Below are 13,635 nucleotides of genomic sequence, written 5' to 3' on the forward strand. Positions count from 1 at the left end.
CAGAACTCAGCCTTTTTTGAAGAACAGGCTTTCAACGTCTCCCGAAACCGCCACCTTGCCGTCGGCCAGCCAAGCACGGTGCTTGTCGATCCGCTTGAGATCGTAGAGGTAATTGACCATCAGGCCATAGGACTGTTTCAGCCCCTTGGGCGACGGGTCTCCGGCCCAGTTGAGCCGCTCGACCCGTGCGCCGTTGCCGAGATGGAAGCGCGCCACCGGATCGACCGGAGTGCCGTCGAACAGCGTGTGGCCGAGGTATTCGGCCGCGGCCTGCAGCAGCCATTGGCGCAGCGGCGACTTGGCGTCCAGCTCCGGATTGGCGGCATCCACCGCGGCCAGCAGCCGCTCGGCGGTCGGGGGCAGCGATCCCACCAGACGGCCGAGCTCGGCCTCCCGCTTCTCGTCGAGGCGCGGCAGCAGGGTCGATGCGTTCTTTGCAAGCCAGGCCCGGAAACCCGGAATCGGCGACAGCGTGGCAAAGGTCTTCAGGCGCGGAAGCTCTTCCTGCAGCGTCTCGACCACGCGCTTGATCAGCGAATCGCCGAAGCTCACGCCGCGCAAGCCGGTCTGGGTGTTGCTGATCGAATAGAAGATCGCGGTCGTGGCCTTCGCCGGCTGGGTCGGCACCGCGGTCTCGTCGAGCAGCGGCGTGATGCCGTCGCTGATGCGGTCGACCAGCGCCACCTCGACGAAGATCAACGGCTCGTTGGGCAGCCGCGGGTGGAAGAAGCCATAGCAGCGGCGATCGCTGTCGTCGAGCCGGTTCTTCACGTCGGTCCAGCTCTTGATGTCGTGCACCGCCTCGTAGCGGATCAGCTTCTCGATGAGCGAAGCCGGGGAGTTCCAGTCGATACGGCGCAGCTCGAGAAAGGCCACGTCGAACCAGGTCGAGAACAGGTGCTCCATCTCGGCATCGAGCGCCAGCAGCCGCTTGTCCGACTTGAGGAACGGCAGCAGCTCGGCGCGCAGGTCGACCAGGAAGCGCATGCCCTCGGGCTCGGCCGCGAAGCGCTGCAACAGGCGCATGCGCGGCGACACCAACGCCCGGCGCAGCCGGAGTTCGGCCTGACCCTCGTCGGGCGTGCCCACCGCGGCCTGGTGCTGGTCGCGCGCGGCCTTGAGCTTCTGCGGATCTGCCGCGAAATGCTCGCTCATGAGCGCCCAGTAGTCGCGCCGCTCCTCGGGCGTGGCGGCGGCATATTCGCGCGCAATCGCATGCGCCCGGCGGCCGCCCTCGACCTCGCTCACGCGCGGATCGATCACCGCCTGCAGCGCCGCCAGCACGCGGCGCAGCGTTCGCGGCGACAGCGCCTCGTCGGCCTTGCGCAGCGTGGCCTGCAGGCGCTCGGCCGTGGTGCGCTCGCTCGGCTTCGCCGCCGTCTTGGGCGCGTTGCGCGTTGCGCCCTCGGGTGCCACCGGCACCTTGCTGCCGGACTTCTCGCCAGCGCGCAGCCGCGCCTGGAACCATTCGGTCGCACTCATCGACAAACTCCAATGCTGCTGGGGGCTGCGGGTATGGCCCGGCCCGCGTCGTTCTTCATGACATCACCCTGGATTTCTGTTGCCGCGCCACCTCGCGCAAGGCCTCGCGCTGCCGCGTCAGGTGCGTGCGCATGGCTGCGTCGGCGCCTTCGCTGTCGCGCGCCTTCAGCGCCGCGAACACAGCCAAGTGCTCCGACAGGCTCTGCTCGAGCCGGCCCGGCGCATGCAGTTGCTGGAGCCGCGCGAGCTTGAGGATCTTGCGCAGGTCGCCGATCACCTGCGCGAGCCACTTGTTGTCGGCCAGCTGGATGATCGCCTCGTGGATCAGGTGGTTGGTGGCGTAGTAGTCGTTGATGCGCTTCGCCCTGGCGTGGCGCACCAGCCGCTCGTGCAGCGCATCGAGCTCGCTCAGCTCCGCATCGCTCGCATTGCGCGCGGCCTCGTAGGCGCAGCGGCCTTCGAGCAGCGCGATGACGGGGAAGATCTCGTCGAGGTCGCGCTCGGTGACCTCGCGCACGAAGCAGCCGCGCCGCGGCTCGTGGCGCAGCAGCCCTTCGGCCGTGAGCACCTTGAGCGCCTCGCGCAGCGGCGTGCGCGAGATCGAGAGCTTCTCGCACAGCGCGGCCTCGTCGAGGAAGCTTCCGGGCGCCAGTGCGCCGGCGAAGATCTGCTCGCGCAGCGTGGCGGCGACTTCGTCGTGCAGGGAGTTGGGAACCAGGCGCATGGGTTGGGTGCTTTGCGTCGCGTTGCCGCCGCGTTACGTGTAATTTCTCATAATTACGCGTAATTGTGGGCCGCCGTCTCATGAGGCGCAAGCACCGCGCGCGGTTTTGGCGCCCGGGCTTACCCTTGCCTAAGCTGGCTGCGTCGCGCGCCTCAAGCCCGTGCGGGTTGGGGCCGCCGCGCGGCCCAGAGCCACAGGCCGATGCCGAAGAGCACCATCGGCACGCTGAGCCACTGCCCCTGGCTCAGATCGAGCGCGCGCAGGCCGAGAAAATCGTCGGGCTCGCGGAAGTACTCGGCAATGAAGCGGAATACGCCATACCCGATCATGAACACCGCCGCCACCTGCCCCTGCTTGCGCTCCTTGCGCGCATAGAGCCACATGACGATGAACAGCAGCAGCCCTTCGAGCAGGAACTGGTAGACCTGCGAAGGATGGCGCGGCAGCATCGAGCCGCTCTGCGGAAACACCATGCCCCACGGCAGGTCGGGGCTGCTGAAGCGGCCCCAGAGTTCGCCGTTGATGAAGTTGCCCACGCGTCCCGCGGCCAAGCCGGTCGGCACGCAGGGCGCGACGAAATCCATCACCTGCCAGAACGGCCGGCCGCGCGAGTGCGCGAACCACAACATGGCGCCGATCACGCCCAGCAAGCCGCCATGGAAGGCCATGCCGCCCTGCCACACGTAGAGGATCTCGAGCGGATTCGAAAGATAGAACCCCGGCTTGTAGAACAGGCAGTAGCCGAGCCGCCCACCGACGATGACGCCCATCACGCCGAGGAAAAGAATGTCTTCGACGTCCTTTCGCTGCCAGGCTGCCGTGCCGGCCAGCGAGCGGTACGGCTCATGCCGCAGGCGCCGCGTGCCGAGAAAGTAGAACAGCGCGAAGGCCGCCAGGTAGGTCAGGCCGTACCAGTGGATGGCGATCGGCCCGAGTTGCAGGGCGACGGGGTTGATCTGTGGATACATGAGCATGCGCGGATTGTGCCCGCTGAACCCGGCCGCCCTGCTCCGCTTCGGCAGGTCAGCCGGCCATCGACGTGCGTTCTTGCGTGCGCTCGCGCACGAAAGCGATGAAGCGCTCGAGCGCGGGGTGCGCCGCCCGCGCGGGCCAGGCCAGGCTGGTCTCGCAGGCGGGCAGCGCCAGACGCGCGCGGCCCGCGGCCTTGAACTCGTGCGCCTGACGGTAGACGACGCCCGCGCGGCGGAACTGCATGACGCTGTGCGGCACCCAGGCCATGCCGATGCCGCCCGAAACCAGGTTGACGATGGTCTGCATCTGGATCGCCTCCTGGGCGACCTGCGGCGCGAGGCCTGCCGCGTGATAGAGGCCCAGGATCGCGTCGTGCAGCGAAGGCACGATCCGGCGCGGAAAGATCACCAGCGGCTCGGCCAGCACCTCGGCCAGCGGCACGGGTTTCGCGCGCGCCAGCCGGTGCTGGGCCGGCATGGCCAGCACCAGCGATTCCTCCTCCACCGCGAGCCTTTCCAGCCCGGGCGGCGCCGCGCCCGGCGAGTGCAGCATCAGCCCGGCGTCGATCTCGCCACGCGCCAGCGCCTCGCGCTGCACGTCGCCGGTGGCCTCGACGAGTTCGAGCGCCACTTCGGGGCACAGCACGTGGAACTCGCGCACCCAGCCCGGCAGCTTCTCGAAGCCGATCGTCGAGACGAACGCAATGCGCACCCGCCCCACCTGCCCGGCCGCCGCTGCCCGCGCACGGGCGGGCAGCGCCTGCGCGCGCGCCAGCAGTTCGCGCACGTCGGGCAGCAGCGCCTCGCCCGCCGGCGTGAGCGCCACGCGCCGCCGCGTGCGGTCGAAGAGCACGACCCCGAGCGTCTTTTCGAGCTGGGCGATGGCCTGCGTGACGGGCGGCTGCGTCATGTGCAGGCGCTCGGCCGCGCGTCCGAAATGCAGTTCTTCGGCCACGGCGACGAACTGGCGCCAGGCACGCAGGTCGATCAGGTGCTCTTTCATATGCCGAGCATATCAATGCGGGCTCGAAATTGGATTGGAAGCAATCAGTGAGAAGTCGGATACTTGAGCCTTCCCCTGCGCTCCCCACGCGCTTTCCCCACGACAGAAGAGACACGCACCATGGACACCAAGCCGATCCAGATCAACCGCCGCAGCGCCAACATCGTCGAAGGCAAGAGCCGGGCACCCAACCGCTCGATGTTCTACGCCATGGGCTATGAAGAGGCCGACTTCAAGAAGCCGATGGTCGGCGTCGCGAACGGCCACAGCACCATCACGCCGTGCAACTCGGGCCTGCAGAAGCTGGCCGACGCCGCCATCGCCGGCATCGAGGAAGCGGGCGGCAACGCACAGGTGTTCGGCACGCCTACCATCTCCGACGGCATGGCCATGGGCACCGAAGGCATGAAGTACTCGCTGGTCAGCCGCGAAGTCATCTCCGACTGCATCGAGACCTGCGTCGGCGGCCAGTGGATGGACGGCGTGCTCGTGGTCGGAGGCTGCGACAAGAACATGCCCGGCGGCATGATGGGCATGCTGCGCGCCAACGTGCCCGCCATCTACGTCTACGGCGGCACCATCCTGCCGGGCCGCTACAAGGGCCAGGACCTCAACATCGTCAGCGTGTTCGAGGCCGTGGGCCAGAACGCCGCGGGCAACATGAGCGACGAGGACCTGAACGAAATCGAGAAGCGCGCCATTCCCGGCACCGGCTCGTGCGGCGGCATGTACACCGCCAACACCATGTCGAGCGCCTTCGAGGCGCTGGGCTTGTCGCTGCCCTACTCGTCCACCATGGCCAATCCGCACGACGAAAAGCAGAACTCGGCCAAGGAATCGGCCACGGTGCTGATCGAGGCGATCAAGAAGGACCTGAAGCCGCGCGACATCGTGACCAAGAAGGCCATCGAGAACGCCGTGGCCGTGATCATGGCCACCGGCGGCTCGACCAACGCGGTGCTGCACTTCCTGGCGATCGCGCACGCGGCCGAAGTCGACTGGACGATCGACGACTTCGAGCGCATGCGCAAGAAGGTGCCGGTCATCTGCGACCTGAAGCCCAGCGGCAAGTACCTCGCGGTCGACCTGCACCAGGCCGGCGGCATTCCGCAGGTGATGAAGGTGCTGCTCAACGCCGGCCTGCTGCATGGCGACTGCATGACGATCACCGGCAAGACCATCGCCGAGGTGCTGCAGGACGTGCCCGACCAGCCGCGCGCCGACCAGGACGTGATCCGCCCGATCGACAAGCCGATGTACGCCGAAGGCCACCTCGCGATCCTCAAGGGCAACCTCTCGCCCGAAGGTGCGGTCGCCAAGATCACCGGCCTCAAGAACCCGGTCATCACCGGCCCGGCGCGCGTGTTCGACGACGAGCAGTCGGCGCTGCAGGCCATCCTCGACGGAAAGATCAAGGCCGGCGACGTCATGGTGCTGCGCTACCTCGGCCCCAAGGGCGGCCCGGGCATGCCCGAGATGCTCGCACCCACGGGCGCGCTGATCGGTGCCGGCCTCGGCGAAAGCGTGGGCCTGATCACCGACGGCCGCTTCTCGGGCGGCACCTGGGGCATGGTCGTGGGCCACGTGGCGCCCGAAGCGGCGGCCGGCGGCACCATCGCGTTCGTGAACGAGGGCGACTCGATCACCATCGATGCGCATGAACTGAAGCTCGAACTCAACGTGCCCGAAGCCGAACTGGCCAAGCGCCGCGAAGGCTGGAAGCCGCCGGCACCGCGCTACACGCGCGGCGTGCAGGCCAAGTTTGCGTTCAACGCCTCGAGTGCGAGCTCGGGTGCGGTGCTCGACAAGTTCTGAGGGTCTCAGGGCGCAGGCAGGGCCTGCGCCATCCGCCGCGCCGCGTGCGCTTCAGCGCCGCGGCCGCTGGCCCGCCTTGCTGCTCGGCAGCCCCATGTTGCTGCGCTGCCGGTCGATGCGCGTCTGCTTGCGCTTTTCTTCGCGCTCGACGACCTTGCGCTTGGTGTAGCCCGACCAATCAGCCCAGGCCCACCACGCCGCGGCCATGGCAAAGGGCAACAGCACGAGCCACCAGCTCCACTCGGCCACCATGCCGATCTCGAAATACTTGAGGGCCACGCCTGCGAGCCCCAGCACCAAAAACCACATGGCGAACCCCTTCGGTTGTAGTCAACGCTTCCGGTCGCCGGTGCACGGCGCTACCTACAATCGCGTTGTATCGAATGTACCCCAGCCATTAACAATTACCCCATGAAAAGACTCCTGTCCTTCGCGCTCCTGGGCCTGGGCCTGGCCGCGCCGGCCTTCGCAGACCTTGCGCTGGCCACGTCCAAGAACTGCATGAGCTGCCATGCCGTCGAGCGCAAGGTGCTCGGCCCTTCCTTCAAGGATATTGCGGCCAAGTACAAGGGCAATGCGGGTGCGGTCGACATGCTGGCCACGAAGATCATCAAGGGTGGTTCCGGCGTCTGGGGACCGGTGCCGATGCCGGCCAACAACCAGGTCAGCGAAGCCGACGCCAAGAAGCTGGCCGCCTGGGTGCTGGCGACGAAGTAGCACCACCCCGAAGTGCCGCTGGCGCGCAGCGAGGCGGTCGCGGCGCTCAGGCCCGCGGATTGATGTCGGTCGGGAGCGGCCGGCGCTCGATGCGGTCTTCGAGCTGGCCGATGTGCGCGGCCACGGCGTTCTCGGACTGCTCCGAACGCTGGCGGATCACGGTTTCGACCTGGCCCAGGCGCGCGAGCAGCGCGGCATGGTTCTCGGCGTTCTGTGCCATGTGCTTGTTTTCCTGCGCCGCGAGGAAGTTGCGCAGCTCGGTGAAACGCGAGCCCTCGGCCTTGTCGGCAAGGTCGCGCTGCGCCTGCATTTCACGGTTGTGGCGCTTGGCGTCCATCAGCACCGAGCTGTGCAGGTAAAGCACGTAGACGAGGCAAAACACGCCCAGTGCGGCCGTGAGTCCCAGCATGATGAGCCCGAGCGGCGCGGACACCGTCATGAAGCCGAGCGACATCTCGACGGGTGCCGCCAAGGTGTACCAGTTGAGCGCGGCCAGCGCCGCGATCAAGAGCACGATGACGAAAAGAAAAGCAGATCGAACGCCCATTTGGCGCCTCCTTGGTATGGATCAAACACGATGAAAACGATCCCGCGCCGATGGTGGCGCAAGACGACCCGCCGGTTGTACCTCAGCCCAAGGGCCGCGATCGGCCCCGCCCCCCACTAAAGCCTACGTCCTACAAGCAGAAAATCAGTTGATCTGTGACAACTGTTCCAGAATCGCCGGATTTTCGAGCGTGGACGTGTCCTGCGTGATCGCCTCGCCCTTGGCGATGCTGCGCAGCAGGCGCCGCATGATCTTGCCGCTGCGCGTCTTCGGCAGGTTCTCGCCGAAACGGATGTCCTTCGGCTTGGCGATCGGCCCGATCTCCTTGGCCACCCAGTTGCGCAGTTCGTTGGCGATCTGCTTGGCCTCTTCGCCGGTCGGACGCGGGCGCTTGAGCACCACGAAGGCGCAGACCGCTTCGCCGGTCACGTCGTCGGGCCGGCCGACCACGGCGGCTTCGGCTACGAGGTCGGTCTTGGACACCAGCGCCGACTCGATCTCCATCGTGCCCAGGCGGTGGCCCGAAACGTTGAGCACGTCGTCGATGCGCCCGGTGATGCGGAAATAGCCACGGTCGGCGCTGCGCACCGCGCCGTCGCCCGCAAGGTAGATCGTGCCGCCCATCTCCTCGGGGAAATAGCTCTTCTTGAAGCGCTCGGGATCGTTCCAGATGGTGCGGATCATCGACGGCCATGGTCGCTTGATGACCAGCATGCCGCCTGCGCCGTTCGGCAGGTCCTTGCCGGTCTCGTCGACGATCGCGGCCATGATGCCCGGCAGCGGCAAGGTGCACGAGCCCGGCACCAGCGGCGTGGCGCCGGGCAGCGGCGTGATCACGTGGCCGCCGGTTTCGGTCTGCCAGAAGGTGTCGACGATCGGGCAACGCTCGCGGCCGATATGGCGGTGGTACCACATCCAGGCCTCGGGATTGATGGGCTCCCCCACCGATCCGAGCATGCGCAGGCTCGACAGGTCCCAGTTCTTCGGGTGCACCTTCTCGTCGCTTTCGGCGGCCTTGATGAGCGAGCGGATCGCGGTGGGCGCGGTGTAGAAGATCGACACCTGGTGCTTCTCGATCATCTGCCAGAAGCGGCCCGCATGCGGGAAGGTGGGAACGCCCTCGAACACCACCTGGGTGGCACCGGCGGCGAGCGGGCCGTAGGCCACGTAGGTGTGGCCGGTGATCCAGCCGATGTCGGCGGTGCACCAGAAGACGTCTTCGGGACGGATGTCGAAGGTCCACTCCATCGTCATCTTCGCCCACAGCAGGTAGCCTCCGGTGGCATGCTGCACGCCCTTGGGCTTTCCGGTCGAGCCCGAGGTGTAGAGGATGAAGAGCGGATGCTCGGCATTCACCGGCACCGGTGCGCATTCGGTGCTCTGACCCTGCAGCGCTTCGGCGAAGGTCTTGTCGCGGCCTTCGACGCGGTTCCATGCGCTCGGCGTGCGCTCATACACGAAGACGTTCTTGATCGATTCGCAGCCGCCGAGCGCGATGCCGTCGTCGACGATGGCCTTGAGCGGCAGCTCCTTGCCGCCGCGCAGCTGGTAGTTGGCGGTGATCACGGCGACCGCGCCGGCGTCGATGATGCGCTCCTGCAGCGCCTTGGCCGAGAAGCCGCCGAACACCACGCTGTGCGTGGCGCCGATGCGTGCGCAGGCCTGCATCGCGATCACGCCCTCGACGGTCATCGGCATGTAGATGATGACGCGGTCGCCCTTCTGAATGCCGGCGGTCTTCAGCGCATTGGCGAACTGGCTCACGCGCGCGAGCAGTTCCTTGTAGCTGACGCGGGTCACGCTGCCGTCGTCGGCCTCGAAGACGATCGCGGTCTTGTTCTCGACCGGCGTGCCCATGTGCCTGTCGAGGCAGTTCGCACTGGCATTGAGTTCGCCGTCGCCGAACCACTGGTAGAACGGCGCGTTCGATTCGTCGAGCGTGCGGGTGAAGGGCTTGCTCCAGTTCAGGTGGCTCTCGGCCTGGCGGCGCCAGAAGCCGTCGAAGTCCTGCTCGGCTTCCTTGCACAGCGCCTCGTAGGCGGCCATGCCGGCCACGCGGGCGCCGTCGGTGGCGCGGGCGTCGGGCGGGAATACACGGTTTTCCACCAGAACGGACTCGATGTTCTTCGATGCATTGCTGCTGCTGCTCATTGTCTTGTCTCCTGAATGGGTGCGGCCGTAATGTCGACGGAACCACTTACGGGTCACTGACGGGTCGGCCAGGTCCGATGTTAGTTCTCAGGGTTAATACGAGTCGGCCACCCGGACACCCTAGAATCCGCGATCGTTCCCTTCCGGCCTTCCGATGTCCGCACCCGAATCCTTCGATCCCCCGACCACGCCGCGCCGGAGCTCGCCACTGCGGCCCCTGCCCAAGCTGATCTTCGCGAGCCGATGGCTCCAGCTGCCGCTTTACCTGGGGCTGATCATCGCGCAGGCCGTCTACGTGGTGCACTTCCTCGTCGAGCTGCTGCATCTGGTGGAAGCCGCCTTCGGAAGCAAGGACGCGCTGCAGGCGCTGATCACGAGCATCGGCTACAAGACCACAGCGCCTGTCACCTCGCTCAACGAAACCGTGATCATGCTGGTGGTGCTCGCATTGATCGACGTGGTGATGATCTCGAACCTGCTGATCATGGTGATCGTCGGCGGCTACGAGACCTTCGTGAGCCGCATGGACCTCGAGGGCCATCGCGACCAGCCCGAGTGGCTGAGCCATGTGAATGCCTCGGTGCTCAAGGTCAAGCTGGCGACCGCCATCATCGGCATCAGCTCGATCCACCTGCTGAAGACCTTCATCAATGCCGACAACTACACCGACCGCGTGCTGATCGCGCAAACCGTGATCCACATCGCGTTCCTGCTCTCGGCCATGGCCATTGCCTACACCGACCGCTTGATGGGCCCGGCACCGCACAGCAGCGGCAATCGCCACTGATCGCTACCTCCCCTTCTTCGATCAGCCCGCGTTCGGCAAATCCCACGCGGGCACTTCGGTAAAGCGACCGGCCAGGAAGTCGAGCATGGTGCGCAGGGTGGCCGGCATGTGCTTGCGCGAGGCATAGACGGCATACATGCCCACCACCTGCGGCTCGAAGTCGTCGAACAGCCGCACGAGGTCTCCGCGCCGCAGCAGCGGCGCGGCCAGGTAGGTCGGCAGCATCGCGATGCCCGCGCCCGCACGCGCGAGGCACATCAGGCTGGCCGCATCGTTGGCCGAGACGTTGCCCGCGACCGCAACAGACGCCGGCTCGCCGCTGCCCTTGCGCGTGAAATTCCAGAGGCTGCGCCCGAAATACGAGTGCGTGAGGCAGTTGCGCTGCGCCAGTTCTTCCACCGCCAGCGGCCGACCCTTGGCCGCCAGGTATGCGGGCGAGGCGCAGACCGCCGAGCGGCAGTCGGTGAGGCGGCGTGCGATCAGGTTCGGGTCGATCTCGGCGGCCACGCGGATCGCCAGGTCGATGCGTTCGTCGACCAGGTTCACTGCCCGGTCGAGCAGCACCAGGTCGACCGCCACGCCCGGATGGAGCCGCACGTAGTCGGCCACCGCGTCGGCCAGCTGCGCCTGCGCGAACGAGGTGCTGGTCGTGATGCGCAGCTGCCCGCGTGGCGCTTCGGCCGGGTGGCGTACGGCGGCCTGCATGTCGCCCGCGAGTTCGAGCATCTGGCGGCAGCGCGGCAGCAGCTCCTCGCCGGCCGCGGTCAGGCTCAGGCGGCGCGTGGTCCGGTGCAGCAGCCGTGCACCGGTCCATTGCTCAAGCTCCGCCACATAGCGCGTAACCACCGGGCGCGAAAACCCGAGCTTCTCTGCCGCGGCCGAGAGGCTGCCCGAATCCACCACCGCCACGAACACCCGCATCGCGCTCAATCGGTCCATTCGTACGATTTTAGAAACAAACAAGCGCGAATTTCGGAGTATTTCTTTCGAAAACAGAAACCTAAGATGCGGTGGGTCCCATCCACATCCAGGAGTCATCCATGAGCCACATTGCCACCATCGGCGCCACCGGACGCGCTGGCGGCCGCCTTCTCGACGAAGCGCTCCGCCGCGGCCACACCGTGACGGCCATCGCGCGCCACGCCAGCGCCAAACTCGCGGACCGCGCGAACGTCAAGCCGATCGACCTCGACGTGCTCGATGGCGTGGCACTCGAAAAAGCCGTGGCCGGCCACGACGCCGTGTTCAGCGCGGCCCACTTCGCCACCGTGCCGCCGGCCACGATCATCGCGCCGGTCAAGCGCGCGGGCGTGAAGCGGCTGCTCGTCGTCGGTGGAGCCGGCAGCCTGTTCGCGGCCCCGGGCCTGAAGGTGATCGACACGCCGGACTTCCCCGACGCCTACCGCGCCGAGGCCTCGGCTGGCGGCGTGTTCCTCGAGGCGCTGCGCAATGAAAGCGAGCTCGACTGGACCTTCCTGTCGCCCTCGGCCGAGTTCGTCGAAGGCGAGCGCACCGGCAAGTTCCGCCTGGGCAAGGACGACCTGCTCGTGGGCGCCGAAGGCCGCAGCTGGATCAGCTTCGAGGACTACGCGATCGCGTTCATCGACGAGCTCGAGAAGCCGGCGCATTCGCGCCAGCGCTACACGGTCGGGTATTGAAAGAAAAAAGGACCCGCAAGGTTCCTTTTTTCATGCTGCCGGCGCTGGATTGCTCAACGCCCCGTCATGTTCTCCGGCACCACCCACTGGTCGAACTGCTCGGCCGTCAGGTGCCCCGAGGCGATGGCCGCCTCGCGCAGGCTGCTGCCCTCCTTGTGCGCCTTCTTCGCGATGAAGGCGGCCTTGTCGTAGCCGATGTGCGTGTTGAGCGCGGTCACGAGCATCAGCGAACGCTGCACCAGCTCGATGATGCGCTCGCGGTTCGGCTCGATGCCCACGGCGCAATGGTCGTTGAAGCTCACCATGCCGTCGGCCAGGAGGCGCACGCTCTGCAGGAAGTTGTGCGCCACCATCGGGCGGAACACGTTGAGTTCGAAGTTGCCCGAGGCGCCGCCGATGTTGATGGCGACGTCGTTGCCGAACACCTGGGCCGCGAGCATCGTCACGGCCTCGCTCTGGGTCGGGTTCACCTTGCCGGGCATGATCGACGAGCCGGGCTCGTTCTCGGGAATGCTCAGTTCGCCGATGCCGCTGCGCGGGCCGCTCGCGAGCCAGCGCACATCGTTGGCGATCTTGGTCATGCTCGCGGCCAGCGTCTTGAGCGCGCCGTGCGCGTGCACCAGCGCGTCGACGCTGGCCATGGCCTCGAACTTGTTCGGCGCCGTGACGAACGGCAGCCCGGTGAGCTTCGCGAGTTGGGCCGCCACCTGTTCAGCGTAGCCCTTGGGCGCATTGAGGCCGGTGCCCACGGCCGTGCCGCCGAGCGCCAGTTCGCACAGGTGCGGCAGCGCAGCGCGCACATGCGCTTCGCCGTGCGCAAGCTGCGCCACGTAGCCAGAGAACTCCTGGCCGAGCGTGAGCGGCGTCGCGTCCTGCAGGTGGGTGCGGCCGATCTTCACGATGTCGGCGAAATCCCTCGATTTCTGCTCGAGCGTGCCGCGCAGCTTGGCGATCGCCGGCAGCAGCCGCTGCGTGATCGCCTCGACCGCCGCCACGTGCATCGCGGTGGGAAACACGTCGTTGCTCGACTGGCTGCGGTTCACGTCGTCGTTCGGATGCACCAGGCGCCCTTCGCCGCGCTCGCCGCCGAGCAGTTCGCTCGCGCGGTTGGCCAGCACCTCGTTGACGTTCATGTTGGTCTGCGTGCCCGAACCGGTCTGCCACACCACGAGCGGAAACTCGTCGGCGTGCCCGCCAGCGATGACTTCGTCGGCCGCCGCCACGATGGCCCCGGTCTTCTTCTCGTCCTGCAGGCCGAGCGCATGGTTGACCACCGCCGAGGCGCGCTTCACCTGGGCCAGCGCCTTGATGATCTCGCGCGGCTGCCGCTCGCCCGAGATATCGAAGTTCTGCAGCGAGCGCTGCGTCTGCGCGCCCCACAGCTTGTCGGCCGGCACGTCGATCGGGCCGAAGGTATCGCGCTCGGCACGGGTCTTGGGGGGTGTGGTCATGAAGGAAGCTCCGCAGTCGTGAAGAAAAGGCGCCGCTCGCCGGGCGCGGTGCCGAGTATCGGCGAATAGGAATAGCTCGCATTTGCCTGGGCCTTTCCCGGCCGTGAACTGCTTCACGATAGGGGCCCTGGGTTGACCCGCCTCATACGCAAAAGTTATAATCTTGCGCTTCAGTCGACCAACAAGTCATGTTGGTCGCCCTTGCACTACTCGCGGAACCCGCTTCCCGTCGCGGTGCATGGATCTCTCGCCGGGCCCGCCCGGCGAACCGGCCGGGCTTCGCTCCGGCCCCGATGCCACGTCCTGCACTTGCGGCCGATGGCGCGCCT

The 13,635-nt window shown here is 67.0% G+C and carries 13 protein-coding genes; 4 read left to right on the forward strand and 9 right to left on the reverse strand.

Features of this window, described 5'->3' with window-relative positions:
• Nucleotides 1–6 precede the first annotated feature (6 nt).
• The 4 genes from AC3A6G_RS11195 to AC3A6G_RS11210 all read right to left on the reverse strand — a co-directional run bounded on the left by AC3A6G_RS11195 (nt 7) and on the right by AC3A6G_RS11210 (nt 4,180).
• Entirely contained in the window at nt 7–1,482 is a 1,476-nt protein-coding gene (locus AC3A6G_RS11195; RefSeq protein ID WP_487863822.1) for a malonyl-CoA decarboxylase, read from the reverse strand.
• Nucleotides 1,483–1,537: 55 nt separating this feature from the next.
• A complete protein-coding gene (locus tag AC3A6G_RS11200) occupies nt 1,538–2,206 on the reverse strand; it encodes a GntR family transcriptional regulator (protein WP_487859005.1) in 669 nt (222 codons plus the stop codon).
• Nucleotides 2,207–2,358: 152 nt separating this feature from the next.
• Entirely contained in the window at nt 2,359–3,180 is an 822-nt protein-coding gene (gene lgt / locus AC3A6G_RS11205; RefSeq protein ID WP_487859004.1) for a prolipoprotein diacylglyceryl transferase, read from the reverse strand.
• 49 nt (nt 3,181–3,229) lie between these two features.
• Nucleotides 3,230–4,180 (reverse strand): LysR family transcriptional regulator, encoded by a 951-nt coding sequence (locus tag AC3A6G_RS11210; protein WP_487873632.1) that lies wholly within the window; start codon nt 4,178–4,180, stop codon nt 3,230–3,232.
• Between the two features lie 120 nt (nt 4,181–4,300).
• Here AC3A6G_RS11210 and ilvD point away from each other — a divergent pair, with 120 nt between their 5' ends.
• On the forward strand, nt 4,301–5,995 hold the full coding sequence (ilvD, locus tag AC3A6G_RS11215) for a dihydroxy-acid dehydratase (RefSeq protein WP_487873633.1): 1,695 nt from the start codon (nt 4,301–4,303) through the stop codon (nt 5,993–5,995).
• Between the two features lie 51 nt (nt 5,996–6,046).
• On the opposite strand, the gene AC3A6G_RS11220 is transcribed toward ilvD, so the two are convergent.
• The gene (locus tag AC3A6G_RS11220; RefSeq protein ID WP_487863819.1) at nt 6,047–6,304 is read right to left on the reverse strand and encodes a TIGR04438 family Trp-rich protein; all 258 of its coding nucleotides are present in this window, start codon (nt 6,302–6,304) and stop codon (nt 6,047–6,049) included.
• Nucleotides 6,305–6,406: 102 nt separating this feature from the next.
• On the opposite strand from AC3A6G_RS11220, the gene AC3A6G_RS11225 reads away from it, so the two are divergent.
• Nucleotides 6,407–6,712 (forward strand): c-type cytochrome, encoded by a 306-nt coding sequence (locus tag AC3A6G_RS11225; RefSeq protein ID WP_487873634.1) that lies wholly within the window; start codon nt 6,407–6,409, stop codon nt 6,710–6,712.
• A 46-nt stretch (nt 6,713–6,758) separates the two neighbouring features.
• Here the strand turns inward: AC3A6G_RS11225 and AC3A6G_RS11230 are convergent, their stop codons facing one another.
• The gene (locus AC3A6G_RS11230; RefSeq protein ID WP_487873635.1) at nt 6,759–7,259 is read right to left on the reverse strand and encodes a LapA family protein; all 501 of its coding nucleotides are present in this window, start codon (nt 7,257–7,259) and stop codon (nt 6,759–6,761) included.
• A gap of 144 nt (nt 7,260–7,403) precedes the next feature.
• Nucleotides 7,404–9,410, reverse strand: a complete 2,007-nt coding sequence (gene acs, locus AC3A6G_RS11235) for an acetate--CoA ligase (RefSeq protein ID WP_487873636.1) — start codon at nt 9,408–9,410, stop codon at nt 7,404–7,406.
• 154 nt (nt 9,411–9,564) lie between these two features.
• Between acs and AC3A6G_RS11240 the strand changes: the two genes are divergently transcribed.
• Nucleotides 9,565–10,197, forward strand: a complete 633-nt coding sequence (locus tag AC3A6G_RS11240) for a YqhA family protein (RefSeq protein WP_487858997.1) — start codon at nt 9,565–9,567, stop codon at nt 10,195–10,197.
• Nucleotides 10,198–10,218: 21 nt separating this feature from the next.
• On the opposite strand, the gene AC3A6G_RS11245 is transcribed toward AC3A6G_RS11240, so the two are convergent.
• Nucleotides 10,219–11,136 carry a LysR family transcriptional regulator gene (locus tag AC3A6G_RS11245; RefSeq protein WP_487863817.1) on the reverse strand — a complete coding sequence of 306 codons (918 nt, stop codon included), beginning with the start codon at nt 11,134–11,136 and terminating at the stop codon, nt 10,219–10,221.
• Nucleotides 11,137–11,237: 101 nt separating this feature from the next.
• Here AC3A6G_RS11245 and AC3A6G_RS11250 point away from each other — a divergent pair, with 101 nt between their 5' ends.
• The gene (locus tag AC3A6G_RS11250) at nt 11,238–11,855 is read left to right on the forward strand and encodes an NAD(P)-dependent oxidoreductase (protein WP_487873637.1); all 618 of its coding nucleotides are present in this window, start codon (nt 11,238–11,240) and stop codon (nt 11,853–11,855) included.
• Between the two features lie 53 nt (nt 11,856–11,908).
• On the opposite strand, the gene fumC is transcribed toward AC3A6G_RS11250, so the two are convergent.
• Nucleotides 11,909–13,306 (reverse strand): class II fumarate hydratase, encoded by a 1,398-nt coding sequence (gene fumC, locus AC3A6G_RS11255; protein WP_487873638.1) that lies wholly within the window; start codon nt 13,304–13,306, stop codon nt 11,909–11,911.
• Nucleotides 13,307–13,635: the final 329 nt, after the last annotated feature.

It is taken from the genome of Variovorax sp. Soil_C_26 (assembly GCF_057657075.1).